The following is a 21,159-nucleotide window of genomic DNA, read 5'->3' as shown; positions in this document are numbered from 1 at the left end:
TTTGATTTTTTAGCCTGCTAAAGTGCAAGGGATCGAGATGAATTTAAAAATAGAGGGATTGAGCCCGCCAGCAGATCAGACCTGCAAGGCATTAAGCACGATCGAGCGGTCGGCCTAAAGTGGGCTGATGGCGTAAACGACCATTGGCGCTATAGGCGATTTCTTGATTTTTTTCTTTAGAAAGCAAGCTTAATAAATGGCGATTTGCCTCTTCATGGCATTGCACCAATTGTGCATTACTGCGATTGAGCACTTCGGCCAGCTTGGCTTGCTGCTGTAATTGCTGCCATTGCGGCGCAATTTTGCGATCACCGAGCAAATAATCACTCAATTGTGATGCGGTATGTAAATTCAATTGCTGTGCACATTGCAAGCGGCATTGGGTTGCCATTTCAAGCTGTTGCACCGCCCGTGTTTTCAATACCAGCAAATCATTCATTTGATCAAACTGACGATTGACCAAAATATCTTGTTCACGTTGCATTAACGCCACAAGCCGCTCAACCTCGAGCAGCTCTATTGCAATTGACGGATACAGATCAACCGGAGAGCTCATGGACGAGCAAGCAGTGCTTTCACACTCGACAGTAAGCCATCGGCAATTGCCTCTGGCTTGATTGCAAAACGGCCATCAGCAATCGCTTGACGAATTTGAGCCACTTTTTCAGCATCAAAAGTCGATTCGCTTTTACCTGCCCCCGCGACATTGGATAATTGAGCCGCTAAGGGATTGATGCTAACGCTGTTTTTTTCTGTCGCTTGCTCAGCCTTCGCAGCAACACGCCCTTCAAGCGGCCGCGTAGCGATATTGGCTAATGGCTTGCCAGAGTTGTCAATTTTCATGATTGCATCCTATGCCAATTTAATGGCGCACAGTCAATTTCTTCCATTATGCCAATTATCGACCCAAGTTTGAAATTCTTTAGTAATTCAATTGTTTATCAGCAAACGCTAAAACACAAGTCACAAAGAATTACAACAGCATAGACCTAAGCTCGGCACGTAGCGTATGAATACGTTATCCTTGGCTTTCATATTCCTTGGTGGAGCCTTTTAAATGCAAGTTTATCCTAGTCGTTTTGGCCAAATTGAAGTTGATCCCGAAACCATCATTCAATTCCCACTGGGCATTCCCGGCTTCGAAGATTGCAAAAATTACAAACTGCTTCACGAAGAAAAACCCAACCCTAAAGTATTGTGGCTGCAATCTTTAGATGATGCGGCAGTGCTGTTTACCTTGGTAGAAACTGAGCGCTTAGGACTCAACTACGCCTTGACCCTATCTGACGCAGAATGCCAATTAATTGCATTGGCCACGCCAAGTGATGCCAAATTATTTTTAATTTTATCCCGCCCAGAGGGCGGTACCATTAGCGTCAATACCAATGCGCCCTTGGTCATCAACTTAAACACCCGCAAAGGCTTACAAAAAATTGACGTAAAGGCTGATATTGTTTTTCGCAATGCATAATGCACTCTGTCATGAACGGCAATTGCTCAGCACAAAGCCGTCGGCATCTTGGAGCGCAGCCGTGCTTGCTGTATGATTGCGCCATTTTACGCGCTGGCCATACTGGCTAGCTGCGCGCGTGCGCTATTTGTAAGTGGCACTTCTGGAGTATGAAGAGCATGAAAACGACCTTCCTCGACTTCGAGCAATCTGTAGCCGAACTCGAAAACAAGATCGAAGAACTGCGCTACGTGCAGGACGATTCGGCAGTAGATATCTCAGTTGAAATTTCGCATTTAGAAAAAAAGAGCCAAGAGCTCACTAAAACGATCTACGCCAAACTGTCGCCGTGGCAAATTTCTCAAGTGGCGCGCCATCCGCAGCGTCCATATACCTACGACTATATCGCGGGTATTTTTACAGACTTTCAAGAATTGCACGGTGATCGCGCTTTTGCCGATGACTTGGCCATTGTGGGTGGTTTGGCTCGCTTTAATGGTCAAAGTGTCATGGTCATTGGCCACCAAAAAGGGCGCGATACCAAAGAAAAAATCTTGCGTAATTTCGGTATGCCACGCCCAGAAGGCTACCGCAAAGCCTTGCGCATGATGAAATTGGCAGAAAAATTCAACATTCCCGTCATCACCTTTATCGATACACCGGGTGCTTACCCTGGTATCGGCGCTGAAGAGCGTGGACAGTCCGAAGCGATTGGTCGCAATTTATTTGAAATGGCCAAACTGCGTGTACCGACCATCTGCACCATTATTGGTGAAGGCGGTTCTGGCGGCGCGTTAGCGATTGCCGTCGGCGATATTGTACAAATGCTGCAATATTCAACGTATTCAGTGATTTCTCCTGAAGGCTGCGCCACCATTTTGTGGAAAACCGCCGAGCGCGCCTCCGATGCGGCCGAAGCCCTTGGCATCACCGCAACGCGCTTAAAAACCCTCGGTTTGGTCGATAAAGTGATTAGTGAACCCGTTGGCGGCGCACATCGCGACTATCAACTCATGATGAGCGCAATGAAAAAATCAATTGCCGATGGGCTTAAAAACTTACAAGCCAAATCGATTGATCAACTTCTCGATGATCGCTTTGAGCGTCTAATGGAATATGGCAAATTTAAAGAAGAAACCGTCGCCTAAGGCGGCGCTCAATCACGAAGGCTGGCTTGCGGCAACGGCCAACCTCATTGATTTTTGCTGCAACGGGGGCCAAGGCCCCCGTTTTCAATCGCAGCCCTCCCCAACTCGCCTATGCGTTGGCTTTTCAGCTGGATTGGATTCAAGCGTACTGCTGCACTGGCTCAGTCAACAGCAAACTGAACTGGGCTTTAGCTTAAGCGCAGTGCATATCCATCATGGCCTCTCACCCAATGCCGACATCTGGGCTGAACATGCGCGCGCTTTTTGCCAAGCACACCAGATTCCTTGTCAAATTACACACGTCAACGTATCAAAAGGCACCGGGCTTGGCGTTGAAAGCAATGCTCGTACCGCGCGGTATCGTGCGTTTAGCGAGCAAGCATGCGAGGCCATCGTACTCGCCCACCATCAAAACGATCAAAGCGAAACGTTGCTAATCAATTTGCTGCGCGGCAGCGGCCCAGCCGGCCTATCTGCCATGAAACCCGTGCGGGCGCTGAACGCCCACATCGACGTACTACGCCCTTTGCTGCAGTTGCCACGCTCGGTCTTACTGGACTACGCCAATGCCCATCAGTTGACTTGGGTGGAGGATGAAAGCAATCAAAACACGGCCTTTAAACGCAACAAAATTCGCCATGAGCTCATCCCTTTACTTGAGGGTATTAACCCCAAAGCCATAGCCACTATTGCCCGCAGCGCAATACATCAAGGCGATGCTGCGGCGATTTTATTAGAGCGCGCCCAAGAAGACCTCGTACTGTGCGTGCAAGAGCAAGCGTTGCAGCTCGCGCCATTTCAACAGCTCAGCGCTGCGCGGCAACGCAATGCCTTACATCATTGGCTCGATACCCACGGCATTACGCTCGAGTTGCGTGCTTTTGACGAATTATTGCGCGTCACTTTTGACGCTGCCAGCGACACTTGCCCAGCACTGGTTTGGCGTAATGCCGCAATTCGCCGCTATCGAGGCGCATTGCATATCACGCGCGCTAGCTTAAACCCGGGGCCGCAATTAGATCGTCAATGGCAAGACGCGCCACAGATTGCCGATTGGCATGGCGAACTGCGCTGGATTGAAGCAGAACACGGCATCGATCCGCGCTTTTTACAGCAAGGCTACCGTATCGCCGGTCGCTCAGGCGGCGAAAGCCTCAGACTGGCAGCCAATCGCCCAACGCGCTCGCTCAAAGCCCATTGCCAAGTCCTTGGGATTGCGCCATGGCTACGCGAAACCACGCCGCTGATTTACCTTAACGGCCAACTGGCCGCCGTACCCGGTCTTGGTGTTCACGCTGATTTTCAAGTTGCCGCCAATCAAATCGGCTGGTTACCCATTTGGCAAGCCAATCACCCCAACATGGGTATTGCCCGCTAAAGCATAACCAGCAAGACGCTCACTCATATACTCGCAATACGGAACACATCATGGCCAAAAGCAGCAAAACGTCCGCCGCCCCAACCCACACGCCCATGATGGCGCAATATTTTTCGCTCAAGGCCGATCACACCGACAAGCTGGTGTTCTATCGCATGGGGGATTTTTACGAGTTATTTTATGAGGATGCGGTCAAAGCGGCGCGCTTGCTCGATATCACCCTCACCACCCGTGGCAGCAGCGCGGGTGAGCCGATCAAAATGTGCGGCATTCCGTTTCACTCGCTTGAACCGTATCTGGCTAAATTGGTCAAACTCGGTGAATCGATTGCCATTTGCGAACAAATTGGCGACCCAGCCACCAGCAAAGGGCCGGTCGAGCGCAAAGTCATGCGCGTGGTCACGCCGGGCACTTTAACCGATGCGGCACTGCTGGACGACAAACAAGAAAACCGCCTGTTGGCACTGCGTTTTGTTAAAGGCCAACTGGGCATGGCCTGGTTGTCATTGGCTTCGGGCGACTTTGCTTTGATGGATACCGACGTTGAAAAAATCAGCTCAGAACTGGAGCGACTGCGCCCTGCTGAAATCTTAGTACCCGAAGGCACTGAGCTGGCACTACTTGATCAGCTGCGCATTCCGGTGCGCAAAATTGCCAGCTGGCAATTTGAAAATGACAGCGCCCAGCGCAATCTCAGCCGGCACTTTAGCGTCCATGATTTAAGCGGCTTTGGCGTGAGCAATGACATGCTGGCCCTCGGCGCTGCGGGTGCTTTGCTCGATTATGTTCGCAGCACGCAAGGCGGCTCGCTGCCAGCTCTCGATGGTCTACGCGTAGAAAGCACCACGCAATACATTGAGCTCGATGCCGCCACACGGCGCAATCTTGAAATCACCGAAACCATTCGTGGCGAAACCACACCCACGCTGTTTTCTTTACTCGACCAATGTGCAACCGGCATGGGCTCACGGCTATTGGCGCATTGGTTGCATCATCCATTGCGCCAACACCACAAAATCATCGAACGCCAAGACGCGATTAGCACGCTGATTGCACAAGCACATTGCGAGACGCTCTACCCAATCCTGCGTGAAATCGCCGACATCGAACGCATCGTTTCCCGCATTGCACTGCGCAGCGCCCGTCCTCGTGATCTGGCGAGTTTACGCAGCAGCTTGCAGGTATTGCCGCAATTGGCCGAGCAGCTCCCGCACAATGGATTATTTCGCGGCTTAGCGGCGGCTCTGAATGCGGAACCCGCCATTGCCAGCTTGCTACACGCGGCGATTCAAGCCGAACCGGGGGTATTAATTCGTGAAGGCGGCGTGATTGCGGATGGCTATTCAAGCGATCTGGATGAATTACGTCATATTCAAAGCAACTGCGGCGACTTTCTCACCCAGCTGGAATTACGCGAACGCGAACGCACCGGCATTGCCAGTTTGCGCGTGGAGTATAACCGCGTAGCCGGCTTTTTTATTGAGATTACCAACTCATACCTAAGCCAAGTACCCGAAGACTACCGCCGTCGGCAAACGATGAAAAATGCCGAGCGTTACATCACGCCAGAATTAAAACAGTTTGAAGAAAAAGCCCTGTCTGCCAATGAACGGGCCTTGGCGCTGGAGAAACAACTTTACGAAGGCCTCATCGAAAAGCTGCAAATACACCTCAGCACCTTGCGTCTGGCTGGCCAAGCGGTCGCTACCCTCGACGTACTGGTTTGCTTAGCGCAGCGCGCCGAACTGAGCGGCTATATTGCCCCGCAGTTTTGTGACGATGCGGTATTACACATCGAAGCCGGTCGCCACCCTGTGGTTGAAGCGCAAATTGACGACTTCATTCCCAATAGCGCCGACTTCCATTTAGCCCGCAAATTACTGCTGATTACCGGCCCGAATATGGGTGGTAAATCGACGTATATGCGGCAAGTGGCCCTTATTGTCTTGCTGGCGCACATCGGTAGCTACGTACCGGCACAAAGCGCCCAAATCGGCCGAGTCGATCGAATTTTTACTCGCATTGGGGCAAGCGATGATTTAGCCGGTGGCCGATCGACCTTTATGGTCGAGATGACCGAAACGGCCAATATTTTAAACAATGCCAACGAATACAGCTTGGTGCTGATGGATGAAGTTGGCCGTGGCACATCGACTTTTGATGGTTTAGCGCTGGCTTGGTCCATCGCTCGCGCTTTAATCGAAAAAAATCGCAGCTACACCCTGTTTGCCACGCACTATTTTGAACTAACTCGACTCGCCCAAGATTACCCGCAAGTGAGCAATGTGCATTTAGATGCAGTTGAACACAAAGACAAGATCGTTTTTCTACATGCAGTGCAAGAAGGCCCGGCGTCACAAAGCTATGGGATTGCTGTTGCCAGCTTAGCGGGCGTGCCGCGTGACGTAGTTCGTCAAGCCAAACGTAAATTACTGGACTTAGAACAAAATAGCTTACAAAATGGGCCACAAGCAGATTTGTTTGCCGTCAACCATTTTGAAGAAGCGGCTGAACTTGAATTGCACCCTGCGGTCCAAGCTCTACAAGACATTAAAGCGGATGAACTGAGCCCGCGGGATGCACTGGCATTGATTTATCGCTTACAAACGCTTATTTAAGATCAAACAAATGCAACTATTACACTGGCGATCAGCAATTAAGCGTCTAAATTTAAGTCATTAAAATTATTCTAAGCAGAGAGGAGCAAACTGTGGCGACTGAAAACCCCCAAGTAATGAGAGATCAACTCGGAACTGCGCTGCTTGATATCGCACAGTTAAGCAGTAATTCTGCCGATGAGACGGGTATACAACTCTCTGAATTGATCCAAAGCGCGACCAGTGAAGTACGTCGATTTGGCGAGGATTTAGCCAGTCATTTGCAAGCGTACACCTCAGTCACCGTGCCGCCGGCCTTTCAATTACAAAGTGCGGCTGAAGGCAAAATTCAAGTCGTTGGCGAGCATCCACACAAAGAAGAGATTGAAAACTACCTCAACCAAAATACCCGCTTGCTAAAATGGTTTAAAGAATTAGAGGTGTTATTTGAAATCCAAAGAAAAATGGAACTCACAGCAAGCCACGAAAACATCGACCAACAAGTCTTTAACTTTGGTTTAACCAGTTTGGGCGGCATTGCCTTTTTTACAAAATCACCGCAATAAATACCACAAAGTCAATGCCAATGGCCGCCGAGCGCGGCCATTGGCATTTATCAGCATCGATAAAGCAAACCAGTTATAATTGCCACTTATAGAACAAAGAAAGAATGCCCGATGAAAACAGTTAAAGCCCGCCGTCCGCAGCCCGCGATCCGTGAAGGCCGTGCTGCCGACCAGCAACGAAGCGCCAATAAGGCGGGCAGTCGTGGTAAACCCGCTGCTCAACCGTTGCAAACGCCTTTTGCCAAAACCGGCGCGACCAAAAAGAAACCGGTCTCAGCGAGCGAAGCCGCGCGTAACCGCGCCAAAAACCTGCCCGACACGGGACGCTCTTCAACACCCGCCACCGGTACGCGTAAGCGCGGCAATTCCACCGTTGGCATGAGCCGCATGATTGCCCAAGCCATCGCCAAAACCACCGGCGCTCGCGAAGTACAAGGCATCAAAACACCGACGGAAGCGGTAGAAACCACCCAAACCACCATTGTTCATCATGGTGATAAAAGCGGTAAAAACGTCAAACGCGCCAAACGCATGAAGCAGCGCCAAGGCTCACAACAAGAGCTAGCGTTTCAGCAAATCTTGCGTGAAAAACGCCTTGCCAGCACCGAAATCGAAGACGATCGCTTACAAAAAGTTTTGGCCTATTCTGGCCTCGGCTCACGCCGTGATATGGAAGAAGTCATCGAAGCCGAGCGCGTGACCATCGGTGGCCGTGTCGCCACGCTCGGTTGCAAAGTCAGCCCGGGCGACGAAGTACGGATTGATGGCAAACGTGTGGCGCTCAAATGGCCAGACCGCATGGTGCGCATCATTATGTACCACAAACAAGAAGGCGAATTGGTCAGCCGTGATGATCCAGAAGGCCGTGTCACCGTGTTTGAACGTTTACGCCGAGTTTACTCCAGCAAATGGATTGCCATCGGTCGTTTGGACTTTAACACCACGGGCCTGTTGCTATTCACTACCTCGGGCGAATTGGCCAACCGGATGACCCATCCGAGCTTTCAAGTGGAGCGCGAATACGCAGTGCGCGTTCATGGCCAGCTGACCCCTGAGCAAATGAAAGAACTCACCCAAGGCGTGAAGCTTGACGACGGTGAAGCGCATTTTGCTCGGATCGAAGATCGTGGTGGCGAAGGCAGTAATCACTGGTACCACGTGGTGATCAAAGAAGGTCGTAACCGCGAAGTTCGCCGGATGTTTGAACACTTCAACATCATGGTCAGCCGCCTAACGCGGATTCGCTTTGGTATGTTTAGCTTGCCGGGTCGTCTTAAGCGCGGTGAGTTTTATGAACTCTCTGAAACTGAAGTCTTGGCCGCAACCAAATGGGCCGGACTGACCATGATGGGTCAGGTAAAAGACTAGGTATCTGCCGCTAGGCTTTAATTTACAGAGCCTAGCGAACAATACCCAAGATAAATTATGAGCAAAGCATTCACCACCGAATCAGCAGGCGACGACGATGAAGTCATTCCGGCTGATTTAATTATTCCGTCTGGTAGCAAAAACTACATCACCCCGCATGGCTGGCAGCGTCTAAAAAACGAGCTGTATCAACTGGTCACTAAAGAGCGGCCCGAGCTAACCCATTTAATTAATTGGGCTGCCAGCAATGGCGACCGCTCAGAAAACGCCGATTACCAATACGGCAAACGCCGCTTACGCGAAATTGATCGCCGCATTCGCTTTTTAACCAAACGCTTAGAAATTGCCGAAGTCATCGACCCTTGCACCCGAGAAAGCACCGACCAAGTGTTTTTTAGCGCCACCGTCAGCTACGAGCGCGAAGACGGTCACAGTGAAACCATTAGCATCGTTGGCGTTGACGAGACCCATCTCGCCCTCAACCACATCAGCTGGACCTCGCCCGTAGCCCGAGCGCTACTCAAAGCCCGAGAAGGCGATGTAGTACTATTGCGCACCCCAGCCGGGGTCGAAGAGCTTGAAGTCACTCAAATTCGCTACATTGAAATTGTGCAAGCCGAGTAAGAGTAATTATCCTCTTTGAGCCATTCGCCAATTTTGATTTATGCCGCTGGCCTCACCGATTAAACTCAGCCGTGTCTATTGCCTTAAGCTACGTATTGAATTACCGCAGCACGGCGCCTCGCATAAAAAGGTCGTCACAGTAAAAACCCGTTGCCCTTTTCCGTAAAAAACCAACAACTCCGATGCCATTGTTCTAATTATTTTCCCTCGCGCAAAAGACTATTGTATTGTCGCGCCATGCGGATATTCAATTCATCATCAGGTCATTTATTTCGACGCGTTTTGCGCAATATGGCGTTACGCATCACCTTAGCGGCGTTTGCAATTTCAGCGATTAGTTATTACTACAGCTATCAGCGCTTACAAGAAGAAGCGCTGATTCATTTGGCCAAATATATCGACGCACGCAGCCAAATTGAAAGCAGTCTATTTATTAATGCCGAGGGCAATACCCGTTTAGTTCGAGATGAGTTTATCCGCCGCTACGCCTTAGCGCAAAATACCAATCCCAGTGCCGCATTCGATCAATTACTGCGCCAAGATAAAGATGGTATGTGGCGTATTAAATATGAATTTGATGACTTTGAGCATCGCGCCACCATTGCCATCTTACCCACCGCCAAGCGCTCGCCCGAATTTAAACGCCAAGTGATTTTGGCGTATGATTTACTTTCGCAATATGGTCCCGCATTTAGCAACAACTATTACGATACCTTTATTGATCTGAATATTTCCGATGCCAATTTAATGTATTTGCCGCAGCTCAATTATGCGCGCAGTGGTTCATTAGATGATTTTGCCGAAACCGTTGAGCCCGAAATCATTGCCACGCCGGCAGTCAATCCACAAAGAACCAGCCAATGGACTGGTATTTATTATGACAAACAAGCATTAGAGTGGATGGTATCGATTATTACGCCAATTGATTATTTAGGTAAATACATTGGTAGCGTTGGGCAAGACGTATTACTCACGCAATTAATTGCCCGCACCAATACCATCAATATTCCTGGCACGTACAATTTCATTATCAGCCGCGATGGCCATTTGATTTCTCACCCTAATTACATGCAGCAAATCCAACAACAACACGGCAAATTTCAGGTTGCCGATAGTGCTACGCCATTAAAAGATTTATTTTCAGCGCTAAAAAATGCCCAGCCACTGGATCGATTTATTGAAAGCAAGGACCAAGAAAACTGGCTTGGCATTGCGCCGATCAAAAGCACCAATTGGTTATTTGTGACGGTTTACCCCAAAAAAATCCTCCAAACCAAAGCCGCTATTTCAGCCAGTATTATTTTATTACTCGGCATGATCGCCCTCGCCTTAGAATTGGGCTTATTGGCATGGGTACTTAAAACCGACATTATTAAGCCGCTCACTCGGCTTAAAAATGCCATTCAAGCTTTAGCGCAAGGCAAACCATCCACCGAGCTCGACACCCATCGCGACGATGAAATCGGTGAACTGGCACGCAGTTTTAAAGACATGGCACAGACCGTGCAATCGCACCGCCATCATCTTGAAGAATTGGTTAATGAAAGAACGCAAGAATTAGCCCGCCGCAATTTGCAATTACAAGCGGCCAATGAAGCACTCAAATACCTCAATCATGAAAAAAATGAATTACTCACCATTGCCGCGCATGATTTAAAAAACCCCGTCGCCAGCATTCAGGGCATGTCGGTGCTACTCAAAGAGCGATTACACGAATGGCCGAGCGATAAAATTCAAAATCGCTTAAGCGGCATTAATCAATTGGCCGGACGCATTCAAAATATTATCGGTAATTTAATCGATCACAATGCCCTAGAAACTGGATCCGTGCGGCTGGCTTTTGCCCCCATCGCCATCGACACCTTAATTCAAGATGTGATGAATGAATGGCAAGAACGACTCGCGCATAAGCAGCAACAATGCCATTACCAAGCACATGGTTTGGTATTAATCGCGGATCGCTCGGCACTGTGGCAAGTGTTAGATAATTTAATCTCCAACGCCGTCAAATACGCGCCACACGACAGTGCGATTGTTATTAGTACCGAAAACATCGGCAATCACATCGAAATCAGCGTCAGCGATCAAGGTCCGGGTGTAGCGCCCCATGAAATGTCGCTATTATTCAAAAAATTCAGCCGTCTTTCCGCCCGTCCCACCGGCGGGGAACACACCACGGGACTGGGCTTGTCGATTTCCAAACGTCTGATTGAAGCGATGAATGGCGAAATTCGCTGCGAAAGCCAATTTGGCCACGGCGCGCGCTTTATTATTACGCTGCCTTTATTTGTCGAAATAGATCGCGCAGACACCAACGCCACTGTCCTGTAAAATCGAGCCTCATTTACTTACCCTCAAACCCTGCGCCAGCAGGGTTTATTGCTGGAGCTGCCGCGATGCGCCAATATTTAGACTTACTGCAACACGTACTCGATCAAGGTGTCGCCAAAGAAGATCGCACTGGCACCGGTACCGTTTCGGTTTTTGGCCATCAAATGCGCTTTAACCTAGCCGAAGGTTTTCCCTTAGTCACCACCAAAAAAACCCACCTTAAATCCATCATTAATGAATTGCTGTGGTTTTTACGTGGCGACACCAATATCCAATGGCTGCACGAGCATGGCGTTAAAATCTGGGACGAATGGGCCAGTCCTGAAGGTGATTTAGGGCCAATTTATGGCTACCAATGGCGCAGCTGGCCCACGCGTGACGGCCGCCATATCGACCAAATTGCCGACGTGATCAAAGCCTTAAAAACCAATCCTGATTCACGCCGAATTATCGTTTCAGCGTGGAATGTGGGTGAAATTGAAAACATGGCGCTACCACCTTGCCATGCTTTTTTCCAATTTTATGTGGCCCCAGCACAAAAAGACGACCCCGATCAACGCGGCAAACTGTCCTGCCAACTGTATCAGCGCAGCGCTGATTTATTTTTAGGCGTGCCGTTCAATATCGCGTCGTACGCCACCTTGGTATTGATGCTGGCGCAAGTGTGTGATTTGCAACCGGGTGATTTTGTTTGGACTGGCGGCGATTGCCACATTTATCGCAACCATTTTGAGCAAGTCAAAGAGCAACTTTCTCGCTCACCACGTAGCCTGCCAACGATGAAGCTCAACCCAGCCAAAACCGATTTATTCGACTTTGAATTTGCTGACTTCACCCTTGAAGGCTACGACCCTCACCCAGCGATTAAAGCGCCTGTTGCGGTTTAATTGATTCGGCAATAAAAAAACCATCTCATTTCTGAGATGGTTTTTTTACGCACTAGAAATACAGACACGCCAGCCGACAAAACAGCTTTATCGCGTTGACCATCATTTCGTAACGGATGTATTGCCACCTAGCCTTTAAGCAACAATGCTCAGCGTTAAATACCCCTTACAAACGGGTAATCCACTTCGGGCTGGCGGCCGGCGATCAAATCGGCAATGGCTTTGGCCGAACCACAGCATTCAGTCCAGCCCAGCGTGCCGTGGCCGGTATTGAGCCATAAACTTGGGAATCGAGTTTGGCCAATATACGGCAGATTCCCCGGCGTTGCCGGACGTAAACCGGTCCAAAATTCGGCAGCCTGATAATCCATCCCAGCAGGGAAAATTTGGCGGGTGCGCTCAATCAAGGCTTTACAGCGAATCGGGTTTAAATCCAAGTTATAGCCATTAAATTCAGCCGTTCCGGCCACTCGCAAACGATTCCCTAAGCGCGAAAAAACTAATTTATAGCCATCATCGGTCAAACTCACCGTTGGCGCATAATCCGGGTCAATCACCGGAATCGTGGCTGAATAGCCCTTGGCAGGATAAATATCTAAGGTAATCCCCAAAGGCCGCAAATGAATTGGGCTGTAACTCCCCAAGCACACCACAATCGCATCGGCCGCCAAGCGTTCAGCGCCGTTTTCTTCGCTGATCACGCGCACCGCTTTGACATCGTCCCCGACTCGCTCCAAGGCTTCAATACTGCAGTCGTAGCGAAACTCAACCCCCATCGCCAAGCAGCGCTCGGCCAATTGGTTGGTAAATTCTCGCGCATCGCCCGATTCATCACTGGGCGTATACGTGCCACCCACAATCGGATAGCGCGATTGCGCCAGTGCAGGCTCAATCACTAAACATTCTGCGGCGGTTTTGACCTGCCGATCCAAGCCCACTTCGCGCATTAAGGCCGCAGCGGGGATCGCTGACTCATACTCAGCGCTATCGGTGTAGTAATGCAAAATCCCTTCGGTGCGCTGATCATAGGCAACTCCTGTCGCCAGCCGCACCGATTGCAATGTTTCGCGGCTATACAAGCCCAATCGCACTAAGTTTTGTAAGTTGGCCTTCGCTTTAGCCTGAGTACATTGCTCAAGAAAACGTAAGCCCCAGCGCCATTGATGCCAGTCAAGTTTTAAACGAAATAGCAACGGCGCGTCTTCTTCGCCCAGCCATTGCAAGGTTTTCCACGGCGCTTTGGGATTGGCCCACGGCTCGGCATGACACACCGAAATCTGCCCGCCGTTGGCATAGCTGGTTTCACGCGCTGGCGCTTGTGCGCGCTCGATCACCGTGACCGTATGGCCTTCTTGCGCCAAAAACCACGCCGTTGTTACGCCGATGACACCAGCACCAAGAATAATGACCCGCATCGAACATCCTCCCAAGGCGATCTATTTGTCCGCCATTATGCCCTGTAGCACCGTTCGTCAGCGTTAGATTGTGCATTTTTAATGTTGCAGATCAAAAGCAGAAGTGTTGGAGACACACTGCAAAAGTACTGCAAGCATGTGTAATCTGCGTAAGCTGCTTTAAACTGTATGACATTAGCAAGCCAACTATAGAAAATGCATTAATGAATCTGTCATTACGTACCGCAGTCATCCTCGCTATCTTGATGGGTTTATGCTTGCCAGCCATCATCACCGGCTATATCGGCCTGCAGTACGAAGAGCAAGCAGCCCAAAATCAAATCGCGCGCGACCAGCAACGGATTGCCGACGTACTGGCCCTTGGTATGCAAGAGCCACTTTGGAATCTCGCACCCGACTCAGGCCGCCCTTTACTTGACTCATTAATGAGCGATCAGCGCATCGTCAGCATTAAGATTAGCGATCAAAATCTCGGTGGATTTTTATCAGCCAAACAGCCCGAGCGCCAAATGGGACACACCGCTTCGCTATCACGGCCGGTCATCAAGCAAGGGGTTAATATTGGCGTGGCCAGTGTCGAATTTTCAGACGGTATCAGCCGGCAATACATTAAACGTAAGCTACAAATTTATTTACTCGCCGTCATCATTCAAGTCGTTCTCAGCTTGGTTTTAATTTTACTGTTACTGAACTCGCGCATTTTACGGCCGCTTAAAAAACTCACCGAGCAATCGCAGCAACTGGCGGATCGGCAGCTCAATCAAGCTTTTATCTGGCGTCGCCACGATGAATTAGGGCATTTGGGGCAATCTTTAGAAAGCACGCGGCAAGCTTTGCATGATTTGATTGGCACTTTAGAGCAAAAAAATGTGCAACTCGAAGCCGACCTGATTAGCCGCCAACAGATCGAATCGGCGCTGCGGGTGAGCCAAGATCGCTTTCGCCGACTGGTTGAATCAACGCGGATTATTCCTTGGGATGCACGCCCAGATGAATGGCGCTTTACTTACGTTGGGCCGCAAGCTGAAACACTACTGGGCTACCCCATCTCGGTTTGGTATAGCGAAGCGTTTTTAAGCAACTATCTACACCCCGATGATCGACACCTCGCCTACCCGCTATTTGCTGACAAAATAGCCATCGGCCAAACCCATGAATTTGAATGCCGATTACTCGCGGCCAGTGGCAAAGCCATTTGGGTGCATTTTTTTGCCACAGTAAGCCAAGACCAAAATGGCCAAGCGCACTTACAAGGGTTTTTATTTGACATCCAAGCGCGTAAGCACAATGAACAGCAACTTGAGCACTATCATCACCATTTAGAAGACGTGGTCGAAAGCCGCTCACGCGCCTTAGTTACCGTCAACCATGAGTTGGAGATTCTAATGACCTCCATCGCGCAAGACTTACGCTCACCGCTCAAAACAATTGATGGCTTTAGCCAAGTTTTGATTGACGACTACCGCGAAAAGCTCGACGGCAACGCCCGTAATTATCTACTGCGCATCCGCAGCAGCACCCAAACCATGAGTAATCGCATCGATGATTTACTCATGCTGCAAGAACTCTCCCGCAATGAGCTACGACCAGAAGAAATCAACCTCAGTGCAATGGCCCACGACATTATGGAAGAACTCAGCCTATTGCAAATTGAGCGAGAGATCACACTCAACATCCAAGCCAACATGCTGGCCTTTGCCGATCGTCACTTAATGCGCATTGCGCTGTACAATTTTTTTGAAAACGCTTGGCAATTTGCCAAACCAGAGCAAGCGATTCACGTTGAATTTGCCTGCGACACCATAAATGGACAGCCGGTGTTTTATATTGCCGACCAAGGTCTTGGCCTAGACCCCGAGCAATCCAAACGCTTATTTACGCCGTTTTTTCGCTCGCAACACGAATTGCGTAGCTCTGGCATTGGCCTCACCGTGGTGCAACGCATTATCAGCCGGCATAACGGCCATCTGTGGGTTAAGTCCAATCTGGGCGAAGGCGCGACCTTTTATTTTACGTTGCCAGACAGCCGCAGTGCACAGTCGGCATAAATCACGCACAGAACACTTGCAAAAAAGAACGATTGTTCTATAATAAGCCAACTCAATCTAATTCACTGGGAACCACTTCATGGACGACAATAAAAGCAAAGCGCTCACTGCCGCATTAGCGCAAATCGAACGTCAGTTTGGTAAAGGCGCCATCATGAAAATGGGCGACAATCAAATTGAAAGTGATCTGCAAGTCGTTTCAACGGGTTCACTCGGTCTTGACTTAGCATTGGGCGTTGGCGGTTTACCGCGTGGTCGCATCGTCGAAATTTTTGGCCCAGAATCATCGGGTAAAACCACGTTGTGCTTGCATGTTGTGGCTGAAGTACAAAAACTCGGCGGCGTTGCCGCCTACATCGACGCCGAAAACGCACTCGATCCAATCTACGCTCAAAAACTCGGCGTGAATGTTTCGGACATGCTGATCTCTCAGCCCGACACTGGCGAGCAAGGTCTCGAAATTTGTGACATGCTGGTCCGTTCAGGTGGCGTGGATATCATCGTCATCGACTCGGTGGCTGCCCTCACCCCGAAAGCCGAAATCGAAGGCGAAATGGGCGATGTGCACGTTGGCCTGCAAGCGCGCTTAATGAGCCAAGCACTGCGTAAGCTGACTGGCAATATCAAGCGCACCAATACTTTAGTGATTTTCATTAACCAATTGCGGATGAAAATCGGCAATATGATGCCCGGCCAAAGCCCTGAAACCACCACCGGTGGTAATGCACTGAAATTTTATGCTTCAGTTCGTCTCGACATCCGCCGGATTGGCGCAGTCAAAAAAGGCGAAGACATCATTGGTAACCAAACCAAAGTGAAAGTCGCTAAAAACAAAGTAGCCCCACCATTTCGCGTCATCACCTTTGACATCATGTATGGCGAAGGGATTTCCCGTGAAGGTGAAATTATCGAGCAAGGCGTAACGCATAAAATCGTTGAAAAATCGGGTGCTTGGTATAGCTACGGCGGCAATAAAATTGGCCAAGGTTTGGAAAATTCACGTCAATACCTGAAAGACAATCCTGAAGTGGCCGATGAAATTGCCCGCAAAGTCAGAGAAAAACTCAGCGGCGCACCACTGCCGATCGAAATGGATAAAGGCGACGAACAAGGCGAATAAACGCACCGCAAGCACGCCAAAACAGCCTCACTCTTGGGTGGGGCTGTTGTTTTTAGCGCGCCAGCCGATCCGATTAAGAGTACATCATGGTTTCAATTCGCAATAAAGCGCTGCAATACCTTGGCCGGCGCGACCATTCCCGACAAGAGCTAGCGCAAAAATTAGCGCTCGCCTATTCCGACGTCAGCGCTGAAGAAATTAACGCCGTGCTCGATGACTTTATTGAACGCGGCTGGCAATCGGACGCACGCTTTGCCGAGCAATGGGTTTACTTTCGCAGCCAGCGCTATGGCCAGCAAAGATTACGGCATGAACTGCAAGAAAAAGGCGTCAACGCCGAGCTGATCGCCAGCGCCCTATTGCAAGCCATCGACAATGAAATCGACACCGCGCGGCAAGTTTGGCAAAAAAAATTCAACGCCGCCCCCGTTGACCATCAAGCGCGTTGCAAACAACTACGCTACCTCGCCAGCCGAGGATTTAGCCTGAATGTGATTTACCAAGTCGTTGGCGAAGCCGATGAATTTGATGGGTATAGCGATGGGATCGATTCGATATAAAGCCTAGCGTGAAATACCCATATCCGGTCTACAGCGAGAACGCAGCGGATTGGCCGTGATTGCACCGTATGCGTACAATGCGTAGATTCAAATCCACCACATAAATAGCCATGTCTAACTCAACTGAAACCAATTATGTCGTCAACGCACAGCAACTGGTGTGTGTGGCGAGCTTTCTGGCTAAAGAAGGCCATCAAACCGAGCTACTAGCCGCCTTGGCTGACCTGATTGCCGATACACGCCGCGAAGCGGGCTGCATTCGTTACGAGCTCAATGTCAGCCGCGATGAGCCGCGCCGGATGACTTTTGTCGAAAAATTTGTCGACCTTGCCGCCTTTGAGCAGCATTGCGCCAAGCCGGCCATTCAACATTATTTCCACCACATCATGCCGCAATGGGTTGAGTCGTATCAGGTGGAAACCTACCACCAAGTGATCGCCTAAAAAAAACCGCCGGGCGAACTCAATCGCACGGCGGTTTTTATGGGCTGTATCAAACTTAGATTTGTACTTCTACCTGCTGGCCAACCACACGGACGGCAAAGCTTTCGATTGAGCGCTCGGTACTTTCATAGCAAACACCATCGCGCAAACGAAAACGTTGTTTTTTCAATGGACTGGCCACCCATAGCTCGCCGTCGTGTTCAACCGTCAAACCACGCGATAACACGCTCGCCCCAGCAAACGGGTCAATATTATCCAACGCAAACACTTGCGCATCGGCATAAGGCCGAAAAATCGCCACCTGCCGCTCGCCCACTAAAGCGCACACCCCAGTACCGGGAATAATGGCATTCAAATCACACACTGCATTCCAATTCATTGTTATCTCCTTACGCTCGCCAAGCAGAGCGAGGGCGTCAAATCCAACTTTGGCATCGACGCCCCGCTGCTGAGCGAGATGTACCTTAAATAATCGGCTTAATGGCAATGACCTTACGCTCGTCCAATTGTGCTGGGCGGATTTGGTCGCGCGTCGGCACAAATTGCACATTCGGGTCGTGCGCTTCGCTATTAATAAAGTGTGAAAAACGCGCCAATTGATTGGCATCGCTCAACGTCGTTTGCCATTCGCACTGATATTGGCTACGGATGGTCGCCAGATCGGTTTCTAATTGCTCGGCAATCCCGAGCTTATCGTCCACAATCACCGAACGCAGATAATCCACACCGCCTTCCATGCTTAATAACCAGCTGGCAGTGCGTTGTAATTTATCGGCGGTCGTGACGTAAAACATCATAAAGCGATCAAGATAGCGCAATAAGGTTTCACGGTCTAAATCCGACGCCAGTAAATCCGCATGGCGCGGCTTCATCCCGCCATTGCCGCAAACATACAAATTCCAACCCGCATCCGTGGCGATAATGCCGACGTCTTTACCCTGCGCTTCAGCGCATTCGCGGGTACAGCCCGACACGCCAAATTTCATTTTATGCGGCGTGCGAATCCCTTTGTAGCGATGCTCAAGATCAACGCCTAAGCCCACGCTGTCTTGCACACCAAACCGGCACCAAGTGCTGCCGACACAGGTTTTCACCATCCGCAATGATTTGGCATACGCTTGGCCGGTTTCAAACCCAGCATCAATTAAGCGCGTCCAAATCGCCGGCAAATCACCTTTGTGCGCGCCAAATAAACCAATGCGCTGCGCGCCGGTGACTTTGGTATACAAGCCATAATCTTTAGCCACCGCCGCCAATGCCATCAAGCCTTCGGGCGTCACCTCGCCACCGGCCATCCGTGGAATCACCGAATACGTACCGTCTTTTTGCATATTGCCCAAGAACACATCATTAGTGTCTTGCAACGGCGTATTGGCTGGCGACAGCACATAATCGCCCCAAGCACTGGCCAAAATCGAGCCAATGGTCGGTTTACACGTTTCACAGCCGTAGCCATGGCCAAACTGGGCAATTGCCTCGTCAAAGGTTTTTACGCCAGCAACTTTAATCAGGTGATACAAATCTTGGCGTGAATGCGGGAAATGCGCGCATAAATGATTTTTAACTTCCACGCCATTGCGCGCCAATTCAGCATTAAGCACCTGACTAATCAACGGCACACAGCCACCACAGCCAGTACCTGCGCCCGTTTCGGCCTTAATCGCTGCCAGCGTGTGATGCCCCGCCGCGACGGCATCGGCAATTTTTTGTTTACTCACATCAAAGCACGAGCAAATCACTGCGGATGCCGGCAAGGCATCCACGCCCAATGCCGGTTTGGCGCCAGCATAAGCAGGCAAAATCAACGCGTCGGGATGCTCGGGCACCGGCATCGCGTTCAGCATCATTTGCAATAATTGGCCGTAATCATCCACGTCACCAATCAGCACCGCGCCCAGTAGCGCCGTGCCGTCTTTTGAAACGACAATTTTTTTATAAATTCCAGCTTGATCGTCTTGGAATACATAGCTATGGCAACCAGGTGTACGCCCTTGCGCATCACCAATACTACCGACGGAAACGCCCAATAATTTTAACTTGGCGCTCATGTCTGCGCCGGTAAAGGCATTGTCACGACCTAATAAATGATCGACCGCCACTTGCGCCATTTTGTAGCCCGGCGCCACCAGACCAAAATACTGTCCCTGCCATGCTGCACATTCACCAATGGCATAAATCTCTGCGTTTGACGTTTGGCAGTGATCATTAATCACCACGCCACCGCGCTCGGCAACCTCAAGCTGGCTATAGCGTGCCAAATTGTCTTGCGGGCGAATCCCGGTCGAAAACACAATCACATCGGCTTCTAAATGGCTGCCATCGGCAAACACCAAGCGATGCGCGGCATGTTGCCCGCCATGCATTTGAATGTCGCTGGTGTTTTTGCCGGTATGCACCGTCACACCCATCGCCGTAATTTTACGGCGCAACATTTCGCCGCCCATCCGATCGAGCTGTTCGGCCATCAACACCGGCGCATATTCAACCACATGTGTTGCCAAACCCAAGGCTTTGAGGGCACCTGCGGCCTCCAAGCCTAATAAACCACCACCAATCACCACGCCACTTTTGGCCGACTTGGCCGCGTCTTCAATCGCATCCAAATCATCAATGGTGCGATACACAAAGCATTCATGATGCGCACTGCCTTGAATCGGCGGCACCCACGGATACGAGCCCGTCGCCAGCACCAGCTTGTCATACGGCAGTGTTTTGCCTTTATTGGTCAGCACTACTTTTTGTTGGGCATCAATTTGTTTAACTGCTTCGCCCACGCACACTTGAATGCCGTTTTTTTCAAAAAAGCCCGGCTTCACCAAAGACAAATCTTCATCGGTGTGGTGCGAAAAATAAGACGACAAATGCACTCGGTCATACGCCGTTCTCGATTCGGCACACAACACCGTAATCTCAAAATCAGCGGCATTGCCTTTATCGCACAGCTCTTCTAAAAACCGGTGTCCCACCATTCCGTTGCCCACGACAACGATCCGCGTTTTCGTCATTTCTACTCCTCACACCCATCATCGGATGATTTCAATCCATCACAATCGACGCGCACAACGCCCTATCAGCGCCGTACATCTATTGGTGATGCTCAGATTATGTATTGATCATGGCTAAAGTATCGCGGCATTCCCTCTCCCTTGATGGGAGAGGGTTAGGGTGAGGGTGAAACTACGGCGTGCAGCTCAACACCCCCATCCCAGCCTTCCCCCATCAAG

At 50.2% G+C, this 21,159-nt stretch carries 18 protein-coding genes; 13 read left to right on the top strand and 5 right to left on the bottom strand.

From position 1 onward, the window contains the following. Window positions 1–91: 91 nt before the first annotated feature. Together flgN and flgM are read right to left on the bottom strand one after the other, a co-directional pair. A complete protein-coding gene (gene flgN, locus LG219_RS00090; protein ID WP_226762520.1) occupies window positions 92–556 on the bottom strand; it encodes a flagellar export chaperone FlgN in 465 nt (154 codons plus the stop codon). Next, window positions 553–843: a flagellar biosynthesis anti-sigma factor FlgM gene (gene flgM, locus LG219_RS00085; RefSeq protein ID WP_226762519.1), complete on the bottom strand. Its 291-nt coding sequence runs from the start codon at window positions 841–843 to the stop codon at window positions 553–555. Before flgM ends, flgN begins: the two co-directional genes overlap by 4 nt. Window positions 844–1,057: 214 nt before the next feature. On the opposite strand from flgM, the gene fliW reads away from it, so the two are divergent. The 9 genes from fliW to LG219_RS00040 all read left to right on the top strand — a co-directional run bounded on the left by fliW (window position 1,058) and on the right by LG219_RS00040 (window position 12,349). Next, a complete protein-coding gene (fliW, locus tag LG219_RS00080) occupies window positions 1,058–1,471 on the top strand; it encodes a flagellar assembly protein FliW (RefSeq protein ID WP_226762518.1) in 414 nt (137 codons plus the stop codon). Between the two features lie 158 nt (window positions 1,472–1,629). Beyond that, a complete protein-coding gene (locus LG219_RS00075) occupies window positions 1,630–2,598 on the top strand; it encodes an acetyl-CoA carboxylase carboxyltransferase subunit alpha (protein ID WP_226762517.1) in 969 nt (322 codons plus the stop codon). Beyond that, window positions 2,567–3,976 carry a tRNA lysidine(34) synthetase TilS gene (gene tilS, locus LG219_RS00070; RefSeq protein ID WP_226762516.1) on the top strand — a complete coding sequence of 470 codons (1,410 nt, stop codon included), beginning with the start codon at window positions 2,567–2,569 and terminating at the stop codon, window positions 3,974–3,976. The genes LG219_RS00075 and tilS overlap by 32 nt, the downstream gene beginning before the upstream one ends. 50 nt (window positions 3,977–4,026) lie before the next feature. Beyond that, entirely contained in the window at window positions 4,027–6,594 is a 2,568-nt protein-coding gene (mutS, locus tag LG219_RS00065; RefSeq protein WP_226762515.1) for a DNA mismatch repair protein MutS, read from the top strand. A 116-nt stretch (window positions 6,595–6,710) separates the two neighbouring features. Further along, on the top strand, window positions 6,711–7,139 hold the full coding sequence (locus LG219_RS00060) for a hypothetical protein (RefSeq protein ID WP_226762514.1): 429 nt from the start codon (window positions 6,711–6,713) through the stop codon (window positions 7,137–7,139). A gap of 111 nt (window positions 7,140–7,250) precedes the next feature. After that, window positions 7,251–8,507: a pseudouridine synthase gene (locus tag LG219_RS00055; protein WP_226762513.1), complete on the top strand. Its 1,257-nt coding sequence runs from the start codon at window positions 7,251–7,253 to the stop codon at window positions 8,505–8,507. A 57-nt stretch (window positions 8,508–8,564) separates the two neighbouring features. After that, entirely contained in the window at window positions 8,565–9,131 is a 567-nt protein-coding gene (gene greB / locus LG219_RS00050; protein ID WP_226762512.1) for a transcription elongation factor GreB, read from the top strand. A gap of 291 nt (window positions 9,132–9,422) precedes the next feature. Then, on the top strand, window positions 9,423–11,462 hold the full coding sequence (locus LG219_RS00045) for an ATP-binding response regulator (protein WP_226762511.1): 2,040 nt from the start codon (window positions 9,423–9,425) through the stop codon (window positions 11,460–11,462). Window positions 11,463–11,527: 65 nt separating this feature from the next. Next, window positions 11,528–12,349 (top strand): thymidylate synthase, encoded by an 822-nt coding sequence (locus LG219_RS00040; RefSeq protein ID WP_226762510.1) that lies wholly within the window; start codon window positions 11,528–11,530, stop codon window positions 12,347–12,349. A 155-nt stretch (window positions 12,350–12,504) separates the two neighbouring features. On the opposite strand, the gene LG219_RS00035 is transcribed toward LG219_RS00040, so the two are convergent. Next, complete coding sequence (locus tag LG219_RS00035; protein WP_226762509.1) at window positions 12,505–13,764, bottom strand: D-amino acid dehydrogenase; 1,260 nt, start codon at window positions 13,762–13,764, stop codon at window positions 12,505–12,507. A 203-nt stretch (window positions 13,765–13,967) separates the two neighbouring features. Between LG219_RS00035 and LG219_RS00030 the strand changes: the two genes are divergently transcribed. The 4 genes from LG219_RS00030 to LG219_RS00015 all read left to right on the top strand — a co-directional run bounded on the left by LG219_RS00030 (window position 13,968) and on the right by LG219_RS00015 (window position 17,935). After that, window positions 13,968–15,812: an ATP-binding protein gene (locus LG219_RS00030; protein ID WP_226762508.1), complete on the top strand. Its 1,845-nt coding sequence runs from the start codon at window positions 13,968–13,970 to the stop codon at window positions 15,810–15,812. A 79-nt stretch (window positions 15,813–15,891) separates the two neighbouring features. Continuing rightward, window positions 15,892–16,932: a recombinase RecA gene (gene recA, locus LG219_RS00025; protein ID WP_226762507.1), complete on the top strand. Its 1,041-nt coding sequence runs from the start codon at window positions 15,892–15,894 to the stop codon at window positions 16,930–16,932. A gap of 86 nt (window positions 16,933–17,018) precedes the next feature. Further along, window positions 17,019–17,492 carry a recombination regulator RecX gene (recX, locus tag LG219_RS00020; RefSeq protein ID WP_226762506.1) on the top strand — a complete coding sequence of 158 codons (474 nt, stop codon included), beginning with the start codon at window positions 17,019–17,021 and terminating at the stop codon, window positions 17,490–17,492. A gap of 110 nt (window positions 17,493–17,602) precedes the next feature. After that, window positions 17,603–17,935, top strand: coding sequence for a putative quinol monooxygenase (locus tag LG219_RS00015; RefSeq protein ID WP_226762505.1), 333 nt, complete (start codon window positions 17,603–17,605; stop codon window positions 17,933–17,935). A gap of 55 nt (window positions 17,936–17,990) precedes the next feature. Here the strand turns inward: LG219_RS00015 and nirD are convergent, their stop codons facing one another. After that, window positions 17,991–18,314 carry a nitrite reductase small subunit NirD gene (gene nirD / locus LG219_RS00010; RefSeq protein ID WP_226762504.1) on the bottom strand — a complete coding sequence of 108 codons (324 nt, stop codon included), beginning with the start codon at window positions 18,312–18,314 and terminating at the stop codon, window positions 17,991–17,993. Window positions 18,315–18,399: 85 nt separating this feature from the next. Then, the gene (nirB, locus tag LG219_RS00005) at window positions 18,400–20,940 is read right to left on the bottom strand and encodes a nitrite reductase large subunit NirB (protein ID WP_226762503.1); all 2,541 of its coding nucleotides are present in this window, start codon (window positions 20,938–20,940) and stop codon (window positions 18,400–18,402) included. Between the last annotated feature and the right edge of the window lie 219 nt (window positions 20,941–21,159).

Source organism: Deefgea salmonis (assembly GCF_020531905.1).
In the GTDB taxonomy this organism is placed as follows: Bacteria; Pseudomonadota; Gammaproteobacteria; order Burkholderiales; family Chitinibacteraceae; genus Deefgea; species Deefgea salmonis.
Note: the sequence above shows the minus strand (reverse complement) of the source record. Positions and strands in the feature narration are given on the sequence as shown.